The organism is Paracandidimonas soli (genome assembly GCF_004342005.1).
Taxonomy (GTDB): Bacteria; Pseudomonadota; Gammaproteobacteria; order Burkholderiales; family Burkholderiaceae_B; genus Paracandidimonas; species Paracandidimonas soli.
Genome location: NZ_SMBX01000004.1, coordinates 298,129 through 324,750 on the forward strand (window position 1 = coordinate 298,129; position 26,622 = coordinate 324,750).

Here is a 26,622-nt window from a genome sequence, read left to right on the forward strand (position 1 = left end):
AGAAATATGGCTGCGCGCATCAGATCGGAAACTACGCATGGATGATCACGCCGCGTCAGAAATTGCGCCGCAGCATCAGGCTGATTTCGGTCTGTTGAAAGTCGTAGGCCCAGTCGATATTGCTGCGGTTGATGTTGCGCCGCAGGCGCAGTTCCGGCGTCATGCCGGCGATCTTCAGGCCTTCCATGCCCGCCGTCAGGATATAGACCTGCTGCCGATCCAGCCGCCGTTCCCCGAGAAAGCCGTCGTGGGCGTCGCTGCGCGTGATGCGGAACACGCCCATGGCATTCACATAAAGTCCGGCCTTGCCGGGGAAGGCATGATAGACGCCGGCGCGGAAGGAAACGTCCTTGCTGCTGGCCTGGGATACAGCGTATTTCTTGCGGTACAGGTCCACGCCGCCATAGATGGAGGTATTGGCCCGCGGCATGTAGTTGGCCGACAGACCCCACTGATACTGCGTGAAATCGCCGCTGGTGCGCTGGCCCCAGTCGGTATGGTGATGGCGCTTGGCGTCCAGCACGCTGCCTATCTGCCACTTGCTACCGATGGCGCGGCGCCATTCCAGTTGCATTCCCTTGGCCAGGAAGTGGGAGTGGCTGTCGCGGGTGTAATGCTCGATGTACGGCATCACGCTGATGTTGTTGCGGGCGTCGAGGTAGTTGTAGCCCAGGTACAGGATGGCGGTGTTGTTGCTGTAGTTGCGGATTGGTGTGTTTGGGGCCTCGTTTTTGCGCCGGTACAGGCTGCCGTAGGCGACCGGGCGCATCAGCAGGTTGTGGTTGCCCTTCACGTTGAAGCGACGCTGCATGGACAATTCGTAGTTGATGAGGTTGGAGCTGATGGGGTCGTCCAGTTTGCGGTTGTAGCAGATGGGAAAAAAATCGAGGCAGAAAAGCTGGCTGCCGCCAGCCGCCTGGTTGATATTGCTGTTGTAGCCCACGCCGAACGCCAGGCTGCCATGCCAGCGGCTGCGCATATCCAGCGCCTGCAGGTATTGCTGCGACATGGCGCGTGCCTGCTGGGGCATGTCTTTGCGGGCCATGGCCTGCGAAAATCCATCGCGCGCGGCGCGATCCTGATTGTCCTCGAATTGCAGGCGCGCCAGTTCCAGATAGATGCGTCCGTCCTGTAGTGCGGCTTCGTGGGCGGACTGCATGTGTTGCAGTGCCAGTGGATAGTCGCCGCGATGTCGAGCCAGCAGACCTTCCGCCATGGCGATCAGAGCAGGGCGGTGATCGCGCATCAGGCGGTAGCGACTGATGAATTCTTCCAGCCTGTCCCATTGTCCGGTGTCGATGGCGATTTGGATGGCGGGCTCCAGTTGATCCGGCTGCGTATGGACCTCGAGCACCTTGCCTTGGTGCACCAGAAAGCCGGGCGGAGCGATCAGCTCGCCTTCGGGCGTGGCGGTCCGGCGCTCGGCGGCGCGGCGCGATTGCTCCAGCAGGAAACGGGTGTCATCGTCATCGGCGTGCGCATTGAAGACAACGGCAAGGCCGGCCAGAAGCACGGCCAGCCTGTTGACGAAATGACGAGGCATGGTAAATCCTAGGGGCGGTGGCAATGAAACCTACTAAAATATGAAGACAGACGAGTCAGCCTATGGCACGAAGCGTCTGTGAAGCCGTGCCGGGATGCATGCTCATACACATGCCCGGCACGGCAGAGGTCAATACCCTTTCGCTGGCGGCAACCAGTGAAAGGGTTTTTTAGACCTTAGGGCAGCGGGTTGATGCTGCCGCCCGTCTGATGGCCACCGAAGGCGATATCATCCGCGGCGCCGCTGCCTCCCGTATAGATGCCGGCCAATGCCGTCGCGCCGTTGTAGAAGCGGCCTTGTGTGTTCGCGCCAGTGAAGGTGCCGTTACTATCAATGGCGGCGCTGAGGCCGACGGAGTTGCCGCTGTTTGCAATCGTGCCAGAGATCGCATTGGCCTGGCCTGCATTGGCATAGTTGGCGGTCAGCGTGCCGCTGTAGAGGTCGGGTGCGGACGGCAGGTTGCCGCTGCTGTTTCCGACGTTTTGGATACCTGTGACGGAATAGGTCACGGATACCAGTTGCGGGGTGCTGATCACAGCATTGTCACCCGCGTACCAAACCGTGCGGCTGGCGCTGCCCATGTTCAGGTCGGTGCTGGGGGTGGGGAACCCCGTGGGTGAACTTTGCTCGGACCATTCGCCAAAATAAACACCCTGTTCAGCAGGCAGTGCGACTCCCGCGGCATTCTTGACCTGGCCAATGACCAGGCCGCCGAAAACGGGCATGGGCGCCCCTGGCTGCCTCACCTGGCGCAGGCTGTAGACATTGGCATCGGTGCCGCTGGGCGTATACGCCCAAACCTGGGCAATGATTTGCCCGTCCCCGGGGTGTCGGGCCCAGCGGTTTCCGTTGGCATCGACGAGGAAGGGATTGGTAGCCTGCTGGATGGGCGCGCCCAGAATGTCCACCGTGGCTGACATTGCGCCGCCCGGACGCTGCATGCTGATGCCCGCATTGCCCGTGTTGGTCGGATCCAGCGGAGAGAGCGTGGATGCGCCGGGGGCGACGTTGCCAGGAACTGACGATCCTCCTTGAACATTGGGGCCGGCGGCGAAGGCTGTGGAAGAGGCTGCAAGCGCCATGATGGCGATAGCGATCGAGGTTTGCTTCATTTCTGTTCTCCAGAAAAGTTGAACAACGAAACGCTGGTTTTTTTATGAAAAGCCAGCAAACAACCTAGAATCTGATGCCGACATCGGCCATGATGGTGCGGCCGGGGCCGGGCAATGGCGACTTGGAAAGCGGGTCGAGGTAGTAGCGATCCGTCAGGTTCTCCACGGTGACGCGCATGCTGACGTTGCGGTTGAATCGATATTCGGCATAGAGATCGATCAGCTTGACCGGGTCCCAGTAATAGGGGCGTATGGTGCCGTCATAGGCTTCCAGAACGCCGCCTTGCAGCAGGCGATCCAGCTTCTTGTTTTCCGCGCCGCTGTGATAGCGCAGCCGGGTGCCGATGTCCAGCGCGTTGTTCAACAGCCTTACGCCAAGATCCACGTTGATGGAATATTTTGGCTGCAGGCTGACAAAGGACAGATTGCGCGGAAAGCCGCCGTCCATGCATTCAGGCATCCGGTTGTAGTATGGGCTGAGCGTGACGGCATAATCCTTGTCGCAGGTTTCCTGCTTGAGCCGGTAAGTCACGTCCAGGCCGGCATGGAAACGGCCCGTGTCGAGGCGGCTCTGGAACTCAATGCCGCTCATGACTTTGCGATCGAACTGGATCGCCCTGGCCTGCACGTTTCTGTCGATGAAGTTTCGTATGGTGTTGTGGTAGTAGCTGACCTTGACGTCGGCCACTTGCAAGGGCTCGAACAGATGGCTGAGGTCCTGGACGTAGCCTATTTCCCATGCCTGGTTGCGCTCGGGGCGGATGCCGCTGGCGCTGCCCTCGCTCAGCCCGCGGTCGCCGCTGGCGGTCTCGTACAGGCTGGGAAAGCGGACCATGCTGGCATAGCGGCTGTAGACCCTGGCGTGGTCCGTCAACTGGTACGATGCGACGAGTTGCGATGACCATGCGTGATGGCGCCGTTTGACGGGACGCTGCCATACGTCTGCGGCGGGTTCTTTAACGAAATTCGCCTCTGGGTTGAGGCCCGAGGTAGGAATATATTTTTCGTATCCGTCAACGGTTTCACTTAAGTCGTATGTGCCGTTGTAGAAGGGGTTTTGCGTCCTGTCTGCCTTGGAGGAGTCGATCAGGGGTACGTGAGTATGTTGGATTACATACTGAGGTGCACTTGGGTCAAATTGGTATTGTCTAGGCTGGCTCCAGGACCCAATAGAGCTCTCGATATTATTTTCCTTGGCATAGTCAATCCACGCGTTCCTATCGTTTTGATAAAGCGCCAGCTCTTCCTCTGTGGCGATACGATAGGTACTCAATCGCTGATACGCCGCGTTTCCCTGCGATTTCCAATGCGGGTGCTGGTTGCGGCGCTTTTCATCCAGTTCATCATCGAACCCCCAATAGGACCCGTATCTCACTCCGGCGCTGAGCTGCAGGCGGTCCGTGGCCTGCCAGTCCAGATTGACACCAAGGCCATATTCCTGTCTGCGTCCGGAGACCGGCCCCAGGAAACGGTTGAAGCCGGCCGAATCCGTGACATGCGTTTCCACAGGGATGTGGTCGCGCTGACGTTCGTACTGGAAGTCGCCTGCCGCAGTCAGGGCCAGGTTGTCGCTGAGCTGAAAGCGGTTGCTCAGATCGAACCCGGTGCGGGTGGACTTCGTTTGCTGCAGCGTGCCGATGAATATCTTGCCTTCTACATTGGGATCCTTGGCAGGGGGGGAGTCGCACATCATGTTGTAGTAGTAGCAAAGGAAACTCCACTGATCGTATGCCCGGTCGATATCATTGCCATTCACCTGATAAGTTACGTCTCCGTTCTGGTAGCGGTCACTGCGGCTTTCGGTGCGCCATACGGAAGCCTCAAGATCGATCAACTGCGAATGCTCCGGCTTCCATTGCCAGGCCAGGCGATAGGTGTCCTGATCGACAAGCGTATTGGGGAAGGGGTAGCTCAGCCTTGACCTTTGATCCACGACACCCTGCTCCTGTCCGGTCTCCACGCCCCACAAGGTCCAGTCCGCCATGTTCGGCGGCAGTTCCGCGAAATCGAGCTTGCTGCGGCTGAAGCTCAGGTTGATTGTGTGGTTGTTGGGCAAATACCAGTTGTTCTTGAGCAGCACGCTTTCCATGCGCGAGCTGGTATATGGCACTTCCATGCCCGGCCCGAAAACCTTTGCCACGGCGCCGTACAGATTGGCGATGCTGGTATGGGCGATCTTGTTGTCGCCGGTCAGGTCGTTCGCGCCGCGTTCCATGTATTTGTCGGCGCCTTTCGTCCCGGCAAAATAATTGCCGCGGCTGTTGTAGCTGTAGGCAGCCAGCACGTCGAAAAACTCGTGCTTGTAGCCTGCCGCGATGAAGGCCTTGCGGTCGTCGAAATTGAAGCGTTCGACTTCGCTGCGCTCGCGTAGCCGTGCCATGGGTTCGTTGAAACTGAGCCCTGGGTTTTGGTAAAGGATGGATGTCTGGGCGCCAGGGATGTCCCGGTAATCCATGCCGACCAGACTGTGCGGGTCGGTCATGTTGGACTTGACCGAATTGCTGGCGGTGCCCAGCTTCAGTTCAATGCCCCAATTTTTGTCGCCCTGGATGATGTCGCCGGCATTGATGGTCTCGATATTGACCGAGCCGCCGATGCCGTTTTTCAGGCCGCGCGTCATCGACGGGCCTTTTTCCACCATGATGCTGCGAAACAGGTTGGGATCGACATAGTTGCGGTTGTTGATGCCCTGCATAGTCATCCAGACATCGATCGACTGCGAAGTACCGTCCACCGTGATGGGGATGCGGCCATTGCCCTGCAGACCGCGGATATTGGGGAACAGAGCGGCCCCATTGCGGTTGTCGCCGTTGTAGACCCCGTCCATGCCGGCGAACACGTCGCCGACCGATATGCCACGATAGCGTTCCAGATACTGGCGGTCTACATACAGGTTGGAAATGTCTTTTTCGTATACGTTGTCATGTCCGATCTCGTCGTCCGTGCGCCCCCTGACTGTGACTGCCGACAGCGTTGTTGCCGTCGTCGCCGCCCGCGTCAGCGTCACATTTCTGCCGTCCAGCCGATACTGCACCGGCGTGCCCTGCAGCAGACGCTGCAGCGCCTGTTCCGGCGTCATGTTTCCCGATACCGCTGGCGCTTGCAGGCCGAACACCGTCTCGGGCGTGTAGAAGAACTGCAGCGAGGTCTGCCTGCCCAACTGGATCAGCGCGTCGTCCAGCGACTGGGCGGGCAGGGTGATCTGCGTGGCGGCTTCCTGGGCGCGGACCTCGCCCGGCATGCCGGCGGCCAGCGCGGACAGGACGGCCAGTGCCGTCAGTGAAATATGTAGCGCCGAGCGGCAGGTCTGGTGCCTGGTGGCGGCGCGGTGTGAAGAACGTTGCGTCACGGTACGGGGTTCCTTCGTGTCAGTGTTGATCGATGATTGGCCTGTCCGCCTGAAAACACAGGCCGGGCTCAGGTCCTCTTTCTTGTCCCTTCATTAGTAATGACGCCTGAGACGCCCTATCTCCTGAATGCATATGAAAAAGAAAATAGTTTTTATTTAGTTTTTTGGAGAAAAGAGGGCTGGAGAAAGGCAGCGTCAGGCCAAAGCAATCGCAGCACGGCTTGGCGTGAACGGAAATGTGCCTAGGACAAGCCTGTCCCATGAGACAAAATCGCCTAATTTTCAGAGTTTTTCGTGTCTGGTAGATTGCCTGCTGTTGTCACACAGACAGGAATTGAAAGCATGCCGGATCGGAAGAGGTCGCCTACAGTGGCAGGCCAGTCGTTCCCCGGGCTGCGGCTGACCAATGATCTGGTATTCAAAGCCCTGTTCAGTCGCCAGCTGCATCTGTTGTCGGACTTGATCAATGCCGTGCTGCAGTTACAGAGCCCGATCACGGTCGTCAAAGTCCTGAATCCGGAAATTCTTCCGCACCACGTCAGCGGCAAGCGGGTTGTAATGGACATTCTGGTGCGCGACGCCATAGATGCCCTGTTCATCATCGAGATGCAGGTACGTCGCGAAGATCCCTGGCCGGAGCGCAACGTGTATTACCTGGCGCGCGGCCTGTCGGAGCAGTTGCAGGCGGGCCAGGACTACGAGAGCCTGACGCCGGTGATTGGAATCAGCCTGCTGGCGCACGATCTGTTCTCGGATCATCCCGGGCAGGCGCTCTGGCTGCTGGCGCTGCGCGATGAACAGACCCCGGCGGTATGCTTCAAGGAAGCGTTGCAACTGCATATAATGGAGTTGCCGAAGGCCGAGCGTCTCGGCGGCTTGCCGCCATCGCTGTCGGCGTGGATCACTTGCCTGTTGCATAACCTGGACGAGGTTGCCATGAGTCAGATCACGCATTCACCTGTGAAAGAAGCCTTGCATCATCTGCAGGACATGTCCGCCGATGAGGAGTTGCACTGGGCGGCGTTGCAGCACGATATTGCTACGCTGGACAAACGGACCGCGCTGAATCGCGCAATGCGCAAGGGAGAGCGGCAAGGATTGGAGCAGGGGTTGGAGCAGGGCCGTGAGGCTGCGGCCACGACGCTGCAAAAATTGCTGCAACGCAAATTCGGCCCCATCCCCTCTTGGGCGCGAGACCGTATCATCGCCGCAGACCTCGCTTCCGTGCAGCAATGGACGCTGGGCATCCTGGACGCTGTCTCGCTGGAGGATATGTTCCGCCAGGACTAGATGGCATTGTTTGCCCAGGGGGACGGCGCAGGGCGGCTTGCGCTCGTGCCGTGCCGACGCACGGCAATCGGGATCTATGTTGTGCGCCAACTGGCAGATGTCAGCGCGCCGTTATATCGGCCGTTCCGTCGCCGTGTTGACGCACACTCACCGGCACGATTCTGGGCAGGGCGGCCAGGAAGGCCTGGAGATCGTCGGTGCGGAACACGCCCGACAGGCGCAACTGCCCGGCCTTGGCGTCGGCCACGGCAAGCGGTTTGTCCGTATAGCGGTTGATTTCATCGAGCGCTTCCGCCAGCGTGATGCCGCGGAATACGATCCTGTCTTCCAGCCAGGCGGCGGTGTGTTCCGCCCCGGTGGGCTGAACCAGCAGTTCTCCGCCGGCCGAAATGCGCGCCAGGCCTCCGGGACGCAGTTTCGTGGTCTTGCGGTTCCACCAGGGGCCGGTCGTGACTTCGACGCTGCCTTCGAGCACGCCGACGGAAAACACGCCCGAATGGCTGCGCACATTGAAGCGCGTGCCCGTGACCTTCACGCTGCCGGCGTCGGTGTCGACGATGAAAGGCGTACCCTGCGCGCCATTGACCTGGAACAGGGTTTCGCCCTGCGTCAGTTCCACGGTGCGGCGGTCGTCGTAGAAGCGCGCGGTGACGCTGGTGGCGGTATTGAGTGTCAGCATGGAGCCGTCGGGCAGAATCGCCTGTTGCCGTTCTCCATGGGCGGTAGTGAATTGCGCCTGATAGGCGGGCGTTTCGCGCCAGCCCATGGGGTCGGCCGCTATACAGAAGACGACCACGCTACAGGCGGCCAGCCCCAGCCCGAAACCCAGAGCCCGCCTGTGGGGGCGGACGGCCTTGCGCGGCGGCTGCGCCGTGGCTTCGCCCAGCTTGCGGACTTCGCCTGCCGGCAGAGCGGCCGCAATGGTCCATACCCGCAGCACCCGGCGCCAGGCTTCGGCATTGCGCGGATCGGACCGCCAGCGTTCGAAGCCGGCCCGCTCGGCCTCGGTGACATCCGCCGACCGCAGGCGCTCGTACCAGCAGGCTGCCTGGTCGCGCCGGTCGGTCAGTGTGTTGGGATCGATGGGGGCTGTCATGTCATTGGGCTGTCATGGAATTGAAAAGTGTGCCTTTACTAAATAAGACGCATGGCGGGGCTCATCTCCTGAACGGGAAGTCCAGATGATCCTGCAGTCTGTCTTGCAGATGACGCGTCGTGCGCATCATGTAGCGCTCCACCATATTGCGCGAGACTCCCATGCGTTTGCCGATTTCACCGTTGGACAAGCCCTCGGTCTGGCGCAGCGCGAAGGCGATGCGGCATGATTCGGGAAGTTCTTCCAGCGCGGCAAGCGTGAGCCGGATCAGCTCCCGGGCATGGCAGATGGCATCGGCTCCGGGCGACAGCGGGTGCTGGGCCTCCGCCAGGTCTTCCAGGCTTTGCGTTTCGCGCCTGACCTCGGCTCGATGGATGCTGATGGCGCGATTGCTGGCTGCGCGCTGGAAATACCGGTCCGGATCGCGGATGGCGCCGTCGCCGGCCTCCAGCATCGCCAGCGCCGCATCCTGCAGGGCGTCTTCCGTATCCTGAGGTATGCGCGAGCGCTTCGTCCACGCGCCGATCAGCTTGCTGTACTGCGCAAGCCAGCTTTTGCCGGACAGGGAGCGAAACACCATGGCGATCAGTGCATAAAAACGAAACGGCATATGCGCTTCGTTCAGGCGATGAGAAACATGGCGGAAGAACGTGTCTGCCATGTGTGGTAATGATAAGCATTTTTATACATGAACACACAAACAGTTCTTGACGATTGTCAATTTTGCCCGCGTGGTAACGAATTTGTTTCCGAGGCAGGCGCGACGCTCATGGCCAGCGCCAGGTCGAATGCGGCGCGCAGCGAGGAAGGATCGGCAATTCCCTGGCCCGCGATGTCGAACGCCGTGCCATGGTCCACGCTGGTGCGGATGAAGGGCAGGCCGATGGTGACGTTCACGCCATGGTCCACGCCCAGGTACTTGACCGGGATCAGCCCCTGGTCGTGGTACTGGGCGACGACGATGTCGAATTCGCCGCGCCGCGCCCGCATGAATATAGTGTCGCCCGGCCAGGGGCCCGAGACATCCATGCCTTCTGCGCGCGCCTGGGCGATGGCCGGAGCGATGACGTCTATGTCCTCGCGTCCGAACTTGCCGTCTTCTCCGGCATGAGGATTCAGCCCGGCCACGGCGATGCGCGGGTTCTGGATGCCCGCCTGCAGGCAGGCCAGGTGCGCCAGCCGGATGGTGCGAAGCTCGCTTTCGCGGGTGATCAGGGAACTGACGCTCGCCAGGGCCACATGGATCGTGACCAGGATGACGCGCAGCTCATCGTTGGCCAGCATCATGGCGTAATCGGAGGTGCCGGTGCGCTCGGCCAGGATTTCCGTATGGCCTGGAAAGTCGATGCCGCCGGCCTGCATGGCGGCCTTGTTCAGCGGGGCGGTGACAATGCCGCGCAGGAGTCCGGCCTGCGCATCGTCGATGGCGTGGCACAAATAGTCGTAGGCAGCCCTGCCCGCCGCGGCATCCAGCCTGCCGGGCTGCAGGCCCGAGGGCAGGGGCGCGCGGCGGGACAGCACCGCCACATGAACTGTATTGCCATCGTCCTTGCGTTCGTCCTTTGCCCGGACGGCGGCTTGCATGTCGGAGTAGCCATGAAAGATCACCCGTCCGGAAGATCCGAACTGCCTGGCTGCGGACCGCAGGATGCCGATGTCGCCATAGACGACGGCCGGATGGGGCAGGCCGGCGGCCAGCATGCGCACGATGATTTCCGGGCCGATGCCAGCGGCGTCGCCCATGGTGACGCCGAGCGGACGCCCGGCAAAGGCCTGGGCATGTTGCGCACCGCCGTCTGCGATTGTCGCCGCATCCGGCGTACGCCTGCCGGCCGATGCACCAGCAGACTCCGGCGGGGCTGTGCTGCCCGATGGATCTCTGGGGTTCACAGCGCCTCGCTGGCGTAGTCGGCCAGGCGCGAGCGTTCGCCTCGCTGCAGGGTGATGTGGCCCGCATGCGGCCAGCCCTTGAAGCGGTCGACGACGTAGGTCAGGCCCGAGCTGCCTTCCGTCAGATAGGGCGTGTCGATCTGCGCGATATTGCCCAGGCAGACGATCTTGGTGCCGGGGCCGGCGCGCGTCACCAGCGTCTTCATTTGCTTGGGAGTCAGGTTCTGCGCTTCGTCGATGATCAGGAACTTGTTCAGGAAGGTGCGGCCGCGCATGAAGTTCATGGACTTGATCTTGATGCGCGAGCGGATCAGGTCCATGGTGGCGTTGCGCGACCAGTCCTGCTGCCCGTTGTTGCCCTGGCCCGAGCCGTTGTCGGCGGCGGAGCCCAGGTGCAGCACTTCCAGGTTGTCCTCCAGCGCTCCCATCCAGGGAGCCATCTTTTCTTCCTCGGTGCCGGGCAGGAAGCCGATGTCGTCGCCCACAGGCACGGTGGCGCGGGTGATGATGATTTCGTTGTAGCGCTTGGTTTCCAGCGTCTGGTTCAGCGCGCTGGCCAGGGCCAGCAGGGTCTTGCCGGTGCCTGCCTGGCCGAGCAGGGAGACGAAATCGATCTCCGGATTCATCAGCAGGTTCAGGGCGAAGTTCTGCTCGCGATTGCGCGCCGTGATGCCCCAGACGCTGTTCTTGCCGTGGCTGTAGTCGCGCAGCGTGGCCAGCACGGCGCTTTTGCCGGTGACTTCGCGCACCTGGGCGTACAGCGGCATGTCGCCTTCGAAATAGACGAACTCATTGACGATGAACTGGGAACACAGCGGCCCCTTGATGCGGTAGTACGTGGTGCCGCTCTGCTGCCACGACTCGATGTCCTTGCCGTGGCGGTTCCAGAAGTTTTCCGGCAGCGGGAACACGCCGTCGTACAGCAGGTCCGAATCGTCGAGGACGTGGTCGTTGTAATAGTCTTCCGCGTTCAGGCCCAGCGCGCGCGCCTTCAGGCGCATGTTGATGTCCTTGGAGACCAGGGTCACGTCCCGCTTGGGGTGCAGCTGCTGCAGGGCGTGCACGACGTGCAGGATGATGTTGTCGGCCTTGCCGGAAGGCAGCTCGACGGGCAGGGCGGCATCCATGGCCGAAGTCTGCAGGCTCAGGTCGCCGAGCGCCTCGACATTGCCCAGGCCGTCCAGCCTGACGCCGTGGCGCACGTCGCTGGCGCTGCCGATCAGGCCGTCGAGGTGGCGGCTGACCTGGCGCGCGTTGCGGGCCACTTCCGACATGCCTTTCTTCTGGTGGTCCAGCTCTTCCAGCACGATCATCGGAAGAAAGATGTCGTGCTCCTTGAACTGGAACAGCGAGTTCGAGTCGTGCAGCAGCACATTGGTGTCCAGCACGAACAGGCGCCGTTTCTCCTTGGCCAGGCGCGGCGTCTTGCTGCGCGGCTGGCGCGACGGGGCGGGGGCCGCCGCCGCTTGCCGGCCTGCTTCCTGCGCCGGCGGCATTTCGATCACTGCGGCCTTGCCCTCGGTTTTGCGGGGCTGCGCATGTTTTGCCGGGGAAGTGGCAGGCCGGGTTTCGGCCTTGGCTGCCGGGAGGGGTGTTGCGGGAGGCGTCTTTACGGAGGATTCCGGGGACAGCAGGCTACCCATTCGGGTCGGCAGCGTTGGCAGCGGCATAAGGTATTGGCTCCTGGACTGGGTCGTGTGGAAAAGAGCGATCGGTCAGGGGATCTGGCGCACGGCTTCCAGGACTTGCTCGACGTGTCCGGGCACGCGCAGTCCGCGCCATTCGCGGACCAGCACGCCTTTCTCGTCGAGCAGGAATGTGCTGCGTTCGATCCCCCTTACCTGTTTACCGTACATGTTTTTCATCTTGATGACTCCGAACTGCTGGCACAGGCTTTCGTCGGTGTCGGAAATCAGGGCAAAGGGCAGTTCCTGCTTGGCGGCGAAGTTTTCGTGGGAGCGCAGCGAATCGCGCGAAATGCCGATGACGACGGCATTTTCCGCCAGGAAGTCCCCGTGCGCATCGCGGAAGTCCTGAGATTCGGTGGTACAGCCGGGGGTGCTGTCCTTGGGATAGAAATACAGCACGACCTTGCGGCCGGCCAGATCGGACAGGCGGATGTCGCCCTTGGTGCTGGCCGCGGTGAAATCCTGTACCTGGGTTCCGGGTTGTACTTGGCTCATGCGTTCTCCTTGCAGGGCAGCAGAGCGGCCACGACGCGCCGTCCTTCCGCCATCAGAATGTTGTAGGTGCGGGCCGCGGCCTGCGTGCTCATGGCTTCGATGCCGGTTCCTGCCGCCAGCAAAGGCTGGGTCAGGCGATGCGGAAGGAAGCGCTGTTCGAGGCCTGTGCCGATCAACACGACTTCGGGGGCGTCCGCCGCACGGACCAGGGCGGTATTCCCCTCCAGGAAGGCCATGGGGTCGCTGCTTGCCTTGCGCAGGCCGGCAAGCTCGCGCAGCAGCTCGGCGGTGAAGTCCGAGACGTCCTGCACGTCCAGCTGGTGGATCTCGCCTTCCGGCGCGAAATGCACGGCGTGCCGGTAGCGCACCTCGTTGATTTCAATATAGTCGCTGCCGTAGGCGGTGACGGTGTTCAGCGCTGGGTTGGCTTCGTTCTGAAGATGCACAAAAATTCTCCAATCATGAAGAAGATGATAGCGCAATACGCACTGGCGGCGCAGGGGACGCCTGCTCCGTGGATACTCCCGGGCCGCGGGGCGCCGCCGCTTGCGTTTCGCATCATGTGCGGATGCACAATATGACCTCGAATGCATTACACTAATCGATTCTTTTCCTCTGGCTGCGTCGCCGCCCATTTCACCCGATTCTCAAGAGAACATCATGACGAGCTTCCCACGCATCGAGCGTTTGCCGCCCTACGTATTCAATATCACCGCCGAGCTGAAGATGGCGGCGCGTCGGCGTGGCGAAGACATTATCGATATGTCGATGGGAAATCCGGACGGCCCGACGCCCCGCCACATCGTGGACAAGCTCATCGAGGCGGTCAATCGGCCGGATACGCACGGCTATTCCGTTTCCAAGGGCATTCCGCGCTTGCGCAAGGCTATTTCGGGCTGGTATGAGCGCCGCTATGGCGTGCAGATCGATCCCGATTCCGAGGCTATCGTCACTATCGGCTCGAAAGAGGGCCTGGCCCACTTGATGCTGGCCGTGCTGGACCGCGGCGATACGGTGCTGGTGCCCAATCCCAGCTATCCCATCCATATCTACGGCGCCGTCATCGCCGGAGCGAACATACGTTCTGTGCCCATCACCCCGGGGCTGGATTTCTTCGAGGAGCTGGAGCGCGCGGTGCGCGAAACCATTCCCAAGCCCAAGATGATGATCCTGGGCTTTCCCAGCAACCCCACGGCGCAGTGCGTGGACCTGTCGTTCTTCGAGCGCGTGGTGGCCCTGGCGAAAGAACACAACATCCTGGTCGTGCACGATCTGGCCTATGCCGACATCACGTTCGACGGCTACGTGGCTCCTTCCATCATGCAGGTCGAGGGCGCGCGCGATGTCGCGGTCGAGTTCTTCACCATGAGCAAGAGCTACAACATGGCCGGATGGCGCGTGGGCTTCATGGTGGGCAACAAGGAATTGGTAAATGCGCTGGCCCGCATCAAGAGCTATCACGACTATGGCACGTTCACTCCCATCCAGGTGGCTTCCATCGCCGCGCTGGAGGGTCCGCAGGACGAGGTGGCGCAGGTGGTCGAGCAGTACCGCAGCCGTCGCGACGTGTTGGTCAAGGGGCTGCACGAGGCAGGCTGGATGGTCGAGGTGCCGAAGGCGTCCATGTACATATGGGCGCGCATTCCCGAGCCCTATCGCGAGATGGGATCGCTGGAATTCGCCAAGCGCCTGCTGTCCGACGCCAAGGTCGCGGTTTCGCCGGGTGTCGGCTTCGGCGAGTATGGCGACGAATACGTCAGGTTCGCGCTCATCGAGAACGAGCAGCGCACTCGCCAGGCCGTGCGGGGCATCAAGGACATGTTCCGCAAGGATGGGCTGGTCAAATGAGTGTAGTCAAGGTTGGTTTGCTGGGACTGGGCGTCGTCGGCGGCGGCGTCTGGAAGGTGCTGCAGAGCAATGACAGCGAGATTGCGCGCCGCGCCGGTCGCCGCATCGAAGTGACCGCGGTCGCCGTGCGCGACGTGGACAAGGCCCGCCGGCTGGTGGGCGACCGCGCCCGCATCGTGCAGGACGGCATGGAGGTCGTGCGCGATCCCGACATCGACATCGTGGTCGAGCTGGTGGGGGGCGATACGCTGGCCCGCCAGTGGGTGCTGGAAGCCATCGAGCAGGGCAAGCACGTGGTCACGGCCAACAAGGCGCTGCTGGCCAAGCACGGCAACGAGATTTTCGCGGCCGCGCACCGCAAGGGCGTGATGGTGACGTACGAGGCGGCCGTCGCCGGCGGCATCCCCATCATCAAGGCGATCCGCGAAGGCCTGACCGCCAACCGCATCCAGTGGCTGGCCGGCATCATCAACGGCACGACCAATTTCATCCTGTCGGAAATGCGCACGCGCTCGCTGACGTTCGACGCCGCGCTGGCGGACGCGCAGCGCCTGGGCTATGCCGAGGCGGACCCCACGTTCGACATCGAGGGCGTGGACGCGGCGCACAAGCTGACGCTGCTGGCTTCTCTGGCGTTCGGCATCCCGGTGCAGTTCGACAAGGCGCACATCGAAGGCATTTCCCGCCTGGCGCAGGAAGACATCGGGCATGCGGAACGCCTGGGCTATCGCATCAAGCTGCTGGGCATCACCAAGCGCGGCGCCGACGGCATCGAACTGCGCGTGCATCCGACGCTGGTGCCATCCCAATGCCTGCTGGCCAATGTGGAAGGCGCGATGAACGCCGTGCTGGTCAATGGCGACGTGGTCGGCCCGACGCTCTACTACGGACAGGGGGCGGGCGAGCTGCCGACGGCTTCCGCCGTGGTGGCCGATCTGGTCGATGTGACGCGCCTGGCCGCGGCCGAACCGGAACACCGGGTGCCTTACCTTGCGTTCCAGCAGGATGCCATGGTCGACATTCCCATCCTGCCGATCAAGGACGTGCATTCCTCGTTCTATGTCCGCCTGCGTGTCGAGGACCGTCCCGGCGTGCTGGCCGACCTGTCCCGCATCCTGGCCGATTGCGACATCTCCATCGGTTCCATGTTTCAGGAGCCTTATGGCGTGGACCAGGCCGACATCATCTTCCTGTCGCATGACGCTAGCGAAGGCGCGGTGGACCGCGCCATGGACATCATACGCACACTGCCTTTCGTGAAATCCGACCTGACCCGGCTGCGGGTGGAAAATCTGCCATGAAGTACGTCTCGACCCGTGGAGGCATGGAGCCTCAGTCATTTTCCGACATCCTGCTGGAAGGCCTGGCGACCGACGGCGGCCTGGCCATTCCGCAGCAAGTGCCGCAGGTATCGGCGCAGATGCTGGAGTCGTGGCGCCCGCTGTCCTATCCCGAGCTTGCCGCGCAGGTCCTGGGACTGTTCGTCGACGATATTCCGGCCGAGGATCTGGCGCGACTGACGCAGGCGGCCTATGCGCCAGGCGTGTTCGCCAGCGAGGACGTCGTGCCGGTCAAGCCGCTGAAGGGTAGTTTGTCGCTGCTGGGGCTGTCGGAAGGGCCGACGCTGGCGTTCAAGGACATGGCCATGCAGTTCCTGGGCCAGGTCTTCGAATACGTGCTGCAGCGGCGCGGCACCACGCTCAATGTCGTGGGCGCGACGTCCGGCGATACGGGCTCGGCGGCCGAATATGCGCTGAAGGGCAAGAAGGGCGTGTCGGTGTTCATGCTTTCGCCGCACGGCCGCATGAGCGCATTCCAGCGGGCGCAGATGTATTCGCTGCAGGATGCGAACATCTTCAATGTCGCCGTGGAAGGCGTGTTCGACGACTGCCAGGACATCGTCAAGGCGTTGGCCGGCGACCTGGCGTTCAAGGAACAGTACCGCCTGGGCGCCGTGAACTCGATCAACTGGGCGCGTATTTCCGCTCAGATCGTGTACTACTTCTGGGGTTGGCTGCGCGCGACCACGGGGCCTGGGCAGCAGGTGTCGTTCGCCGTGCCGTCAGGCAATTTCGGCAACATCCTGTCGGGCCACATGGCGCGCAAGATGGGGCTGCCGATTCGTCGCCTGGTGCTGGCCACCAACGAGAACAATGTGCTGGAAGAGTTCTTCCGCACGGGCATTTACCGCCCGCGCAGCGCGGCCGATACGCATGCGACATCCAGCCCGTCGATGGACATTTCCCGCGCGTCGAACTTCGAGCGCTTCGTGTTCGACCTGGTGGGCCAGGATGCGTCCGAAGTTCGACGCCTTTGGGACGAGCTGGGCGGGAAGGGATATTTCGACCTCAGCAGCCACCAGCCCGAGTTCGAGTCGAAGTACGGCTTCGTGGCCGGCGCCAGCTCCCATGCGGACCGCCTGGCGACGATCCGCCGCGTGCATCAAGAGACCGGCGTACTGATCGATCCGCATACCGCGGATGGCGTGAAGGTGGCCGAGGCTTATCTGGAAGACGGCATTCCGATGCTGGCGCTGGAAACCGCGCTGCCCGCGAAGTTCGGGGAAACCATCCTCGAAGCCACCGGCAAGCTCGCGCCCGTGCCCGCGCATCTGGCGGGGCTGGACAGCCTGCCGCAGCGCGTGGACGTGCTGCCGAACGATGCGGAGCGAGTGCGCCAGTACGTCAGGGAGAGGGCGCAGGTCTGATCGGTCTGCTTCCGATGCATAGAGGGGCCTGCAGTGGCGTGGTTGCCGCTGCAGGCCCCTCCTTCATTACAATTGATGGGTCTTCAGCCAGTCCTTCAGGGCCGAATCGATGCGCGCCTGCCAGCCCGGGCCGGTCGCGCGGAAGTTCTCCACCACATGTGTCGACAGGCGGATGGTAATGCGTTCCTTCGTCGGGTCTTTTTGCGGGCCACGCCGGCGCATGCCGAGTTTTTCCTGGAGTTCGGCGGGCAGCACTTCGTGGGCGGGGCGAAATTTTTTGAGCTCTTCGTCGGTGAGTTCACGAACCTCGCCGTCCTCATCGATCATAGGTTTGTCAGCGACTTTCATAGGCTTTGATTTCCCGTTGATTGGCCTTGCGAAGACTTATGATACGCAGACCCGTCCTGGTCGGAGTGAACACCATTACATGCAGTCGCGGCCCTATATAGCCAACACCGATGTATCGGACTTCTCCGTACTCTTTGCGAGTATCCGGATAGATTAGCGCGGAATCGAAGTCGAAATAGGCAGCCATATTGAATGGCAGCTTGCGTTTGGCGGCATTCCTGCTGTTCTTGATTGGATCGTAAGTAATGTCCATGAGTCAAATTGTGCATACAAGTTTACTTCAGATGAAGTGTTGCATGCGAATATTAATTTGCCTCTGCTTGTCTCTGGCCATCCGTATGGACAGGATTGTCCCTTCCAGCCCCTGATGGGGCGGGCATTGTGCCGCCTCTACCTCTGCGAGGAAACAATGTCTTCCGCAGCCCGCCTGCCGCTGATGACCGCGCCTTCCAGCACGCCGGGATAGCCGGTATCCGTCCAGTCTCCCGCGCACCAGATGCGCGGCCAGGGTGTGCTGTTGCCGGGGCGCAGCAGCCCCGGCGTCGCGGCGAAGGTGGCGCGTTTTTCCACAATGAGATCGGCGCTTTGGACCGCCGGCATGGGGCCGGTGTCGCGTGTCTGTTCCCTGACCTGTTCCGTCATGGCGCGCACCAATTCGTCCTTGTCCTGGCCGGCCAGTAGGCCGGCATTGCTGATGACGATGGACAGCATGGTGTTGTCGTCGCCGCCCGGGATGAAGCGGCTGCGCTCGAACAGCCACTGCCCGTAATGGCCGCGACTGGCGTCTTCCGACAGCATCAGCATGGGAAAGGGCAGCCGCCAGGGCGCATCAAGCTGCAGGGTCAATGTGGCGATCGGCAGGAATTCGAATGCCTGCAACTGAGCCAGGTAACCGGCTGCCGCGTCCGATGCTCCAGTGGCGCTCTTCGGCGCTTGAAGGGAAGACAGCAGTCTTGCCGCCGCGGGCGCGTTGGCTGCGACGACGGCGGCATCGAACGGGCGTCCGTCCACAAGCACGCCATCCTCCTGCGCTTCCAGTTGCCGGATGGTCTGTCCGGTGTGCCGTGCGATGCCGGCGGGAATATGGTCCGGCCATAGATCGGATAGATCGGTGCGCGGGATCAACAGGTCGCTGGCCCAGGCCTGGGCGCCGGTGCTGTCGCGCAGGACATGGGCGAACAGTTGGGCGCAGGCCTGGTCCACGGGTGTATTCAGTGCGGCGATGCACAGAGGGTGCCAGACCTTGCCGATCAGCGTTTCCGATTGCCGGTTTTCCCGCAGCCATTGCAGGACTGTCATGCCGACGGGCGTCTGCCAGCGCTGTTGCCGCAGCCGCCAATGCAGGGATGCCATCCGCCATTTGTCCCGCCACGGTAGCCCGCGCGCCGCCAGGATGGCCCATGCCAGATGGGCGGGGGCGGGTAGAGGCGCGGCTTTCAGGCGGAACCTCCCATCGGCCGACTGCAGGGTCAGGCGGCAGCGCTGGAACTGCTGTTCCGGCGGCAGCCCGAGGCGGTGCAGCAGCGCCAGGGTTTCCGTATAAGCGCCCAGCAGCAGGTGCTGGCCGTTGTCGATGGAGGAGCGCAGCGAAGGAGAAAGCACACGCCTGGCCCTGCCGCCCAGGGTATGTGCGCTTTCGAATACCGTGACCTGCAGTCCCGCTTCGTGCAGGCGGATGGCGGCGGACAGGCCGGCCCAGCCTGCGCCTATGATGGCGACATGCGGTTTTTTTTGCAGAGTCATCGAGTTCGGGCAGCGCGCCGGATGATGCCGCGGCCGCCTCCGACCCAGGTGGTCCAGGCGAGCCACAGCTTGCGGATGGGCGTCAGGGAAATGCGCTGGTCCAGCACGTGCCAGTCGTCACGCTCGATTTCATCGAGCAGGGCATGGTAGATGGCTGCCATCATCAGGCCGGGGCGCTGGGCCCTGCGATCAGCCTCCGGCAGCGCCTGCACGGCTTCGCGATAGTACTGGCGGGCCCGCTGCGCCTGGAAGCGCATCAGCTCTGCGAAGGCAGGGCTGTGGACGCGGTTCAGGATGTCGGATGCATCGACGCCGAAGCGCTGCAGGTCCTCGGCCGGCAGGTAGATGCGGTTGCGCCGGGCATCGTCGCCGACGTCCCGGATGATGTTGGTCAGCTGGAACGCCAGGCCCAGCCTGTCGGCATAGACCAGAGTCTGAGGATCCGTATAGCCGAAGATGCCGGCCGACAGCTCGCCGACCACGCCGGCGGCGTGCCAGCAATATTTGCGCAGGCTGTCCCAGTCCGGATAGCGGATCTGGTCCAGGTCCATTTCCATGCCTTCGATGACGGCATACAGCTGTTCCGGGCGGATCCGGCAAGTTTCCAGGTGGGGGGCCAGGGCGAGCGTGACGGGATGGTCCGCCCTTCCTTCGAACATTTGCTCGATCTGCGTGCGCCACCAGGCCAGCTTCATGCGGGCGACGGACACTTCGCTGCATTCGTCGACGACATCGTCCACCTCGCGACAGAAAGCGTACAGCGCCGTGATCGCCCGACGCCTGTCGGGCGGCAGGAACAGAAATGCGTAATAGAAGCTGGAGCCGCTGCGGGCGGCTTTTTCCTGGCAATAAGTGTCGGGATTCATGAATGACGCACGGGGGAGAATCGGTGGAGTGACTGGCGGCCGGACAGTCCGCGCCAGAGCAGCAGCAGGCGGTCCGCAGTACCTAGCGTGGGGCGCCGGGCGAACATATCGTAACCGACCTGGTCCAGGCGTTCCAGGATGCGCAGTCCACCATGCACGACCAGGCGCAGTTCCAGGCCGATGCGCCCGGGCAGCCGCCAGGCCAGAGGGGCTCCGGAGACCAGCAGCGCGCGCGCCTGCGCTACCCGTTCGCGCATCATGGCCCGCCAGGCATCGGTTTCTTGCGAAGGAACCGGCAGTCCCTGGACCCGCCTGTGGATATGGATGTCGTCGAGATGGTGCGCCCGCAGCGCGGACTGGGGAATGTACACCCTGTCCTTGCGCCAGTCGATGGCGATGTCCTGCCAGAAATTGGCCAGTTGCAGCCCGGTGCAGATGGCGTCGGCGTCGCGGCCGTTGTCTTTATCCAGCTTGCCGTACAGCGCCAGCATCAGGCGTCCGACCGGATTGGCCGATCTGCGGCAATAGTCGAGCAGGGCGGCGTCGGTATCGTAGCGGCTGGTCCCGACATCCTGGGAAAAGGCCGACAGCAGATCCAGGAACGGATCGCACGAGAGACCGAATGCGCGGATGACCTCGGCCAGCGGCAGGAATATCGCGGCCAGCTCATGATCCGGCGCGACGGGCGCGCGGCCGTCGCGGATGCGCAGCAGCGCCTGCCGGTACTCATCGAGCCGGGCCAGGCGGACGTCGGCGGACGCATCGCCTTCATCGGCGATATCGTCGGCTGTCCTGGCGAAGCGATAGATATGCCGCACCGGTTCGCGCAGGCGCGCCGGCAGCAGCAGGGATGCCACGGGAAAGTTTTCGTAGTGATCGATTGTCATCTGTGCCCGCCGGAGGTGAAATCGAAACAGAAGTGCAAGGCTTGCACTTGTCCGTCCGGCTATCGGCATCATAGCCCGTTCCGCCTGGGGAGCAGGCACGTCGCCCGCTCGGCGCCGTTATTCAAACAAAACGGAAGATTTGCAAAACTGCGCAAAAAGGTTGCGTTTTGTCGCAAAATGTTGATCCAAAGTTGACCAGCGTAATGCCGTCTGGTTTAGACTGCGCCTCACAGGCTCCTCGCCTTTGGCTTTATTTGGAAGGAAATCCCGTGAAGAACAAGTGCGTGCTGGTAACAGGGGCAACCAGGGGAATCGGCTGGGCCATCAGCCGGCGGCTGGCCGATCTGGGCTGCCACGTAGTGGGATTGGCCAGGAATGTGCAGGACATCGATTTCCCGGGCTATCTGTATGCGTGCGATCTCGGCAATGCGGGAGAGACGGAGGATGTCCTGCGCGTCATCCGCGAGAAATACCCGGTCGACGGCATCGTCAACAACGTAGCGTCAGTGCATCCGGCGCAGCTGGGAGAGATCGACCTTGCTTCGCTCTATGAGGTCATGGACATGAACGTGCGCGTCGCCGTGCAGGTGGCGCAGGCATTCGTGCCCTCCATGAAGGCCCGCAAGGAAGGGCGCATCGTCAATATCAGCAGCCGGGCGGCGCAGGGCGCGATAGGGCGCACCAGCTATTCGGCCGCCAAGAGCGCGCTGATCGGGCTGACGCGCACCTGGGCGCTGGAGCTGGCGCCTTACGGCATTACCGTGAATGCGGTGGCGCCGGGCCCGGTCGAGACGGAGTTGTACCGTGCTTCGTTTCCGGTGGGCAGCGACGAAGAGAAGCGCTCGCTGGCTTCCATTCCCATGGGGCGCGTTGCGCAGGCGGACGAAGTCGCCGCCGCCGTCACGTTCTTTCTGGGAGAGGATGCCGGGTACATCACGGGCCAGGTATTGGGCGTCGACGGCGGCGGCAGCCTGCCGGGACGCTGATGTCCTGCGCGCCTGTCGGCCTGCGGTTACACTCGCCTGATGGCAAAACAGAAAATCCGTTACGTATGCAATGAGTGCGGCGGCGACACGCCCAAATGGGAGGGCAAGTGTCCGCATTGCGGCGCATGGAATACCCTGCAGGAAATGCGGGAACCCGCCTCGGCTCCCGGGGGGCACCGGTTCGCTCCGCTGGCCGGCGCCAGCGCGCCCGTCAGGCGCTTGTCGGACATCGAGGCCCGCGAGCTTCCCAGGCAGCCCTCGGGCATTCCCGAGTTCGATCGCGTGCTGGGCGGCGGGCTGGTGCCCGGCGCCGTCGTGCTCATCGGCGGCGATCCCGGCATAGGCAAGTCCACGCTGCTGCTGCAGGCCATGGTGTCGCTGTCCTCGGCGCACAAGGTGCTGTACGTGACGGGCGAGGAGTCCGCCGAGCAGGTGGCGCTGCGCGCGCATCGACTGGAGCTGGCGACGGCCGGCGTGGACCTGCTGGCGGAAATCCATCTTGAGACGATTACCGCGACCCTGATGGCCGAGCGGCCCGTCGTCGCCGTCATCGACTCCATCCAGACACTGTATTCCGATGAGTCCACGGCCGCGCCCGGCTCCGTCTCCCAGGTGCGGGAATGCGCGGCGCAACTGACCCGACTGGCGAAGCAGACGGGCATCACCATCATCCTGATCGGCCACGTCACCAAGGACGGCGCCCTGGCGGGCCCCCGCGTGCTGGAGCACATGGTCGACACCGTGCTGTATTTCGAAGGGGATACCCATTCGGCGCACCGGCTGGTGCGGGCCATCAAGAACCGTTTCGGTGCGGTGAACGAGCTGGGCGTGTTTGCCATGACGGATCGCGGCCTGCGGGGCGTGAACAATCCTTCGGCGCTGTTCCTGTCGCAGCATGCGCAGGATGTGCCGGGTTCCTGCGTGATGGCGACTCAGGAGGGTACGAGGCCGCTGCTGGTCGAGATCCAGGCCCTGGTCGATACGGCGCACGTGCCGAATCCGCGCCGCCTGTCGGTCGGCCTGGAAGGCACCCGCCTGGCCATGCTGCTGGCCGTACTGCATCGCCACGCGGGTATCGTCACCTTCGATCAGGATGTCTTTGTCAATGCCGTGGGGGGAGTCAAGATCACCGAGCCCGCGGCGGACCTGGCCGTATTGCTGGCCATCCTCTCGTCCCTGCGCGGCAAGCCGCTGCCCGCCGGGCTGGTCGTATTCGGGGAGGTCGGGCTGGCGGGAGAGATCCGGCCAGCGCCGCGCGGGCAGGAGCGTCTGAAGGAGGCCGCCAAGCTGGGCTTCGGCATTGCCCTGGTCCCCAAGGCGAATGCGCCCAGGCAACCCATCGAAGGACTGGAAATCTGGGCGGTGGACCGCATCGAGGCCGCCATCGCCCGTCTGAAACAGGTTTAGTGTTGCTAGGCCTTCGTGTCGTCAATTCCTAATCACAGGCAGGACATATGCATTCGAAGACCAGGGGAAGTGCGCTGATGCCGGGGTTGCGCGCCTTGCGCCGCGACTGGCGCTCGGGCGAGTTGCGGCTGCTGGCCGTCGCACTGCTGGTGGCGGTGGCGGCCGTCTGCAGCGTCGGCTTTCTGACGGATCGCGTGGATCGCGCGCTGGTGCAGGATTCCGCCCAGATGATGGGAGGCGACCTGATGCTGCAGGCGGACTCGCCCATCCCCGAGGCCTTCGTGCGCGAGGCCGAAAGCCGGGGGCTGGAAACGGCGCAGACGCTGCAGTTTCCGAGCATGGTCGAAAATGCCAATGGCGCTCAGCTGGCGTCGCTCAAGGCCGTTTCCGGCAACTATCCCTTGCGTGGCGCGCTGCGCATCAGCGAGCGGCAAGGGCAAGCCGGAGAGGCGGTCTCCCATGGCCCTGCGGCGGGAGAAGTCTGGATCGACCCGCAATTGCCGGCCATGCTGGGCCTGGCACTGGGAGAAACGCTGGCTGTCGGCGACCTGGGCCTGACTGCAAGCCGGATCATCGCCTACGAGCCGGATCGCGGCATGCAGTTCGTGAATGTGGCGCCCAGGGTCATGCTCAATATGGCGGACATCCCGGGTTCGGGCCTGGTCGTGGAGGGCAGCCGCATCCGCTATCACCTGCTGGCGGCGGGCGAGCAGGATGCCGTGCGCGGCTACCAGCAGTGGCTGGAGGACAATCTGCAGCGCGGGCAGCAGATCAGCACGCTGGAGTCCAGCCGCCCCGAGCTGCAACGCGCCCTGGAGCGCGCGCGCACCTTTCTTGCGCTGGTGACGCTGCTGACCGTCATGGTGGCGGCTATTGCGATCGCGCTGGCCGCGCGCAGGTTCGGGCAGAGACACCGCGCCGGCATGGCCGTCATGCGCTGCCTGGGCGCCGCGCAGCGGCAGCTTCGTTCCATCCTGTGGGTGGAGTTCCTGGCGCTGGGCCTGCTCGCGTCCGCCGCGGGCGCGCTGCTGGGGTATGCGGCGCACCTGGGCCTGGTGCAGGCGGCGGGCGCCCTGATCGCCACGGACCTGCCACTGCCATCGTCCATGCCGGTCGTGCACGGCATGGTGGCGGGCCTCCTGATGCTGCTGGGCTTCGCCATTCCTCCGCTGTCGGGCCTGCACAGGGTTCCGCCCGCCAGGGTGCTGCGGCTGGAGGCCGATGGCCCGCGCCGGGGGATGGCGGCCTACGCCGTCGGCCTGCCGGCGTTTTTCCTGCTGGTCTGGTGGATATCGGGCGATGCCAGACTCAGCCTGGTCGTTTCGGCCGGGTTCCTGGCCGCCTTGCTGGTGTTCGCCCTGGCCGGCTACGGCATGGTGAGGCTGGTGGGCGCGGCGCGGCATGGCGTGCGCGGCGCGCCGGCCCTGCGTTTCGCGCTGGCGGGCATGGCCAGGCGGCGCGGCCTGACCGTGACGCAGCTCTGCTCCCTGTCGCTGGGCCTGATGGTGTTGCTGCTGCTGGCCATGGTGCGCACCGACCTGCTGGACGGATGGCGCAGGACGCTGCCGCCGGATGCGCCCAATACCTTCCTCATCAATATCCAGCCGGACCAGCGCGAGGGCGTCGCGGCGCAATTACGGCAGGCCGGCGTCGCATCCGCGGAGCTGCTGCCGATGATCCGGGGGCGGCTCGTGGCGATCAACCAGAAGCCCGTGCGCGTGGAGGACTATACGGACGAGCGCGCCAGGCGCATGGTCGACCGCGAGTTCAACCTGTCCTATATGACGGACATGCCGGAAAGCAACCGTATCGTCGCGGGACGGTGGCTGGATCTGTCGGCGCACGAGATTTCCCTGGAGAAGGGGCTGGCGGATACGCTGGACATCGCCCTGGGCGATCGGCTGTCGTTCGATGTGGCGGGGCAGGTGAACGAAGTGACGGTCACCAGCCTGCGCGAGGTCAAATGGGATTCGTTCGACGTCAATTTCTTCGCGGTGCTCAGTCCTGCCGCGCTGCGGGACGCTCCCGGCTCCTTCATCACTTCATTTCACCTGCCGCAGGCGCAGTCCATGCTGTCGCATACGCTGGTGCGGGAGTATCCCAATCTGACGGTATTCGACGTGGGCGTGATCCTGCAGCAGATACAGCGCGTGCTGGACCGCGCTGCGGGCGCGGTGCAGGGCCTGTTCCTGTTCACGCTGCTGGCCGGCGCGCTGGTGCTGGGTGCGGCCATGTATGCGACGCGGGATGAGCGCATCCACGAGGCCGCCATTTTGCGCGCCATTGGCGCGAGCGCGGCGCAGCTGCAGTCCGCGCTGCGGCTGGAGCTGCTGCTGATGGGCGTTCTGGCGGGACTGCTGGGCGCCGCCGGCGCGGTGGGCCTGTCATGGGTGTTGGCGGAGACGGCCTTCGATTTTCCCATGACTTTCACGTGGTGGCCGTGGCTGGCCGGCGTGCTGCTGGGCGTCGCGACCTTCGTCAGCGGCGGCCTGCTGGCCTTGCGCGGGGTGCTGGCTGCGCCTCCGCTGATGTCCCTCAGGGGGCTGGCATGAAGGAGGAAGACATGGATATCGCCGAGCCGGCCGCGGCTGGCAGTGCCGCTGTCGAGCTGAAGCGCCATGCGTTCGATGGCGGCGCCATGCTGTACGATGCCGCCCGCATCCGGACCCCGGATCCCGCCTTGTTCGACGCCGGGGAGCGGCAGCCGGTCTCCAGCGGCGGGCGGAATGCCGCCTGGTACGCATCGGGCGAATTCGGCCAGGCGGTCTTGCGCCATTACCGCAGGGGCGGCCTGGTCGCCAGACTGGTCAAGCGCTCCTATGCCTGGAGCGGCGAAGAAAACACGCGGGCGTTCGCCGAGCTGCGCCTGCTGGAGTGGCTGCATGCGCGCGGCCTGGCCGTGCCCAGGCCGCTGGCCGCCGCCTATTGGCGGCGCGGCCTGTTCTACAGGGCGGCCATCCTGGTGGAACGTATCCCGGGCATCAGCACGCTGGCCGAGCGCCTGGCGCAGGACGTGGATGCCTCCATGATTGCGCGTGCCATCCATGCCATGCACGACGCCGGTGTCTGGCATGCCGACCTGAATGCGCACAATATCCTGCTGGACGGCGAAAAAGCCTGGCTGATCGATTTCGACCGCGGGCGTCGCCACGGCGGGCCGCTGAAGTCCCGGTTGCGCGTTGCGAACCTGCAACGCCTGCGCCGCTCCATGGTCAAGCTGGCGCAGCAGCGTGGCGAGGCCTGCTGGCAGCGGATTCATGCGGCTTATCTCGATTACGGTGCGGAAAACTGACGCATTTGGCGGCAAATCGTTTTATCATCACGCCTTTCGGGTTTTGGCGCCGGGCCGCCCCCGGCCAGAAAGCCG

22 protein-coding genes are annotated in these 26,622 nt (G+C 63.4%); 8 read left to right on the forward strand and 14 right to left on the reverse strand.

From position 1 onward, the window contains the following. Positions 1–55: 55 nt before the first annotated feature. The 3 genes from EV686_RS10665 to EV686_RS10675 form a co-directional block, all read right to left on the reverse strand. On the reverse strand, positions 56–1,543 hold the full coding sequence (locus EV686_RS10665) for a surface lipoprotein assembly modifier (protein WP_132476811.1): 1,488 nt from the start codon (positions 1,541–1,543) through the stop codon (positions 56–58). 176 nt (positions 1,544–1,719) lie between these two features. Then, positions 1,720–2,655, reverse strand: a complete 936-nt coding sequence (locus tag EV686_RS10670; RefSeq protein WP_132476813.1) for a HupA family protein — start codon at positions 2,653–2,655, stop codon at positions 1,720–1,722. Positions 2,656–2,719: 64 nt separating this feature from the next. Further along, positions 2,720–6,004: a TonB-dependent receptor gene (locus tag EV686_RS10675; RefSeq protein ID WP_132476815.1), complete on the reverse strand. Its 3,285-nt coding sequence runs from the start codon at positions 6,002–6,004 to the stop codon at positions 2,720–2,722. A 342-nt stretch (positions 6,005–6,346) separates the two neighbouring features. On the opposite strand from EV686_RS10675, the gene EV686_RS10680 reads away from it, so the two are divergent. After that, entirely contained in the window at positions 6,347–7,294 is a 948-nt protein-coding gene (locus EV686_RS10680; protein ID WP_132476817.1) for an Rpn family recombination-promoting nuclease/putative transposase, read from the forward strand. 100 nt (positions 7,295–7,394) lie between these two features. Here the strand turns inward: EV686_RS10680 and EV686_RS10685 are convergent, their stop codons facing one another. From EV686_RS10685 to EV686_RS10710, 6 genes are all read right to left on the reverse strand, one after another. Further along, on the reverse strand, positions 7,395–8,390 hold the full coding sequence (locus EV686_RS10685) for a FecR family protein (protein ID WP_132476819.1): 996 nt from the start codon (positions 8,388–8,390) through the stop codon (positions 7,395–7,397). Between the two features lie 61 nt (positions 8,391–8,451). Then, a complete protein-coding gene (locus tag EV686_RS10690) occupies positions 8,452–9,051 on the reverse strand; it encodes an RNA polymerase sigma factor (protein WP_132476821.1) in 600 nt (199 codons plus the stop codon). A 56-nt stretch (positions 9,052–9,107) separates the two neighbouring features. Beyond that, positions 9,108–10,133 carry a 4-hydroxythreonine-4-phosphate dehydrogenase PdxA gene (gene pdxA, locus EV686_RS10695; protein ID WP_132476956.1) on the reverse strand — a complete coding sequence of 342 codons (1,026 nt, stop codon included), beginning with the start codon at positions 10,131–10,133 and terminating at the stop codon, positions 9,108–9,110. 143 nt (positions 10,134–10,276) lie between these two features. Further along, the gene (locus EV686_RS10700) at positions 10,277–11,950 is read right to left on the reverse strand and encodes a PhoH family protein (protein WP_132476823.1); all 1,674 of its coding nucleotides are present in this window, start codon (positions 11,948–11,950) and stop codon (positions 10,277–10,279) included. A gap of 45 nt (positions 11,951–11,995) precedes the next feature. Further along, positions 11,996–12,463, reverse strand: coding sequence for a peroxiredoxin (locus tag EV686_RS10705; RefSeq protein ID WP_132476825.1), 468 nt, complete (start codon positions 12,461–12,463; stop codon positions 11,996–11,998). Beyond that, positions 12,460–12,909 carry an Mth938-like domain-containing protein gene (locus EV686_RS10710; RefSeq protein ID WP_243650845.1) on the reverse strand — a complete coding sequence of 150 codons (450 nt, stop codon included), beginning with the start codon at positions 12,907–12,909 and terminating at the stop codon, positions 12,460–12,462. The genes EV686_RS10705 and EV686_RS10710 overlap by 4 nt, the downstream gene beginning before the upstream one ends. A gap of 214 nt (positions 12,910–13,123) precedes the next feature. Between EV686_RS10710 and alaC the strand changes: the two genes are divergently transcribed. From alaC to thrC, 3 genes are read left to right on the forward strand one after another with little or no spacing between them, the layout of a single operon-like run. Beyond that, positions 13,124–14,311: an alanine transaminase gene (gene alaC / locus EV686_RS10715; protein WP_132476829.1), complete on the forward strand. Its 1,188-nt coding sequence runs from the start codon at positions 13,124–13,126 to the stop codon at positions 14,309–14,311. Then, positions 14,308–15,612, forward strand: coding sequence for a homoserine dehydrogenase (locus EV686_RS10720; RefSeq protein WP_132476831.1), 1,305 nt, complete (start codon positions 14,308–14,310; stop codon positions 15,610–15,612). The genes alaC and EV686_RS10720 overlap by 4 nt, the downstream gene beginning before the upstream one ends. Continuing rightward, positions 15,609–17,018 carry a threonine synthase gene (thrC, locus tag EV686_RS10725; RefSeq protein ID WP_132476833.1) on the forward strand — a complete coding sequence of 470 codons (1,410 nt, stop codon included), beginning with the start codon at positions 15,609–15,611 and terminating at the stop codon, positions 17,016–17,018. Before EV686_RS10720 ends, thrC begins: the two co-directional genes overlap by 4 nt. Positions 17,019–17,084: 66 nt before the next feature. Here the strand turns inward: thrC and EV686_RS10730 are convergent, their stop codons facing one another. The 5 genes from EV686_RS10730 to hpnC all read right to left on the reverse strand — a co-directional run bounded on the left by EV686_RS10730 (position 17,085) and on the right by hpnC (position 20,862). Then, positions 17,085–17,366 (reverse strand): BrnA antitoxin family protein, encoded by a 282-nt coding sequence (locus tag EV686_RS10730; protein WP_243650846.1) that lies wholly within the window; start codon positions 17,364–17,366, stop codon positions 17,085–17,087. Further along, complete coding sequence (locus EV686_RS10735) at positions 17,353–17,619, reverse strand: BrnT family toxin (protein WP_132476835.1); 267 nt, start codon at positions 17,617–17,619, stop codon at positions 17,353–17,355. Before EV686_RS10735 ends, EV686_RS10730 begins: the two co-directional genes overlap by 14 nt. A gap of 137 nt (positions 17,620–17,756) precedes the next feature. After that, positions 17,757–19,109 carry a hydroxysqualene dehydroxylase HpnE gene (gene hpnE, locus EV686_RS10740; protein ID WP_132476837.1) on the reverse strand — a complete coding sequence of 451 codons (1,353 nt, stop codon included), beginning with the start codon at positions 19,107–19,109 and terminating at the stop codon, positions 17,757–17,759. Further along, positions 19,106–19,975 carry a presqualene diphosphate synthase HpnD gene (hpnD, locus tag EV686_RS10745; RefSeq protein WP_132476839.1) on the reverse strand — a complete coding sequence of 290 codons (870 nt, stop codon included), beginning with the start codon at positions 19,973–19,975 and terminating at the stop codon, positions 19,106–19,108. The genes hpnE and hpnD overlap by 4 nt, the downstream gene beginning before the upstream one ends. After that, entirely contained in the window at positions 19,972–20,862 is an 891-nt protein-coding gene (gene hpnC / locus EV686_RS10750) for a squalene synthase HpnC (RefSeq protein ID WP_132476841.1), read from the reverse strand. The genes hpnD and hpnC overlap by 4 nt, the downstream gene beginning before the upstream one ends. A gap of 269 nt (positions 20,863–21,131) precedes the next feature. On the opposite strand from hpnC, the gene EV686_RS10755 reads away from it, so the two are divergent. The 4 genes from EV686_RS10755 to EV686_RS10770 are packed head-to-tail and all read left to right on the forward strand — an operon-like array spanning position 21,132 to position 26,547. Beyond that, positions 21,132–21,848, forward strand: coding sequence for an SDR family oxidoreductase (locus tag EV686_RS10755; protein WP_132476843.1), 717 nt, complete (start codon positions 21,132–21,134; stop codon positions 21,846–21,848). A 39-nt stretch (positions 21,849–21,887) separates the two neighbouring features. Further along, positions 21,888–23,255 (forward strand): DNA repair protein RadA, encoded by a 1,368-nt coding sequence (gene radA, locus EV686_RS10760; RefSeq protein WP_132476845.1) that lies wholly within the window; start codon positions 21,888–21,890, stop codon positions 23,253–23,255. Positions 23,256–23,302: 47 nt separating this feature from the next. Further along, entirely contained in the window at positions 23,303–25,807 is a 2,505-nt protein-coding gene (locus EV686_RS10765; RefSeq protein ID WP_132476847.1) for an ABC transporter permease, read from the forward strand. Then, positions 25,804–26,547, forward strand: coding sequence for a 3-deoxy-D-manno-octulosonic acid kinase (locus tag EV686_RS10770; protein WP_279389465.1), 744 nt, complete (start codon positions 25,804–25,806; stop codon positions 26,545–26,547). Before EV686_RS10765 ends, EV686_RS10770 begins: the two co-directional genes overlap by 4 nt. The last annotated feature ends 75 nt before the right edge of the window (positions 26,548–26,622 follow it).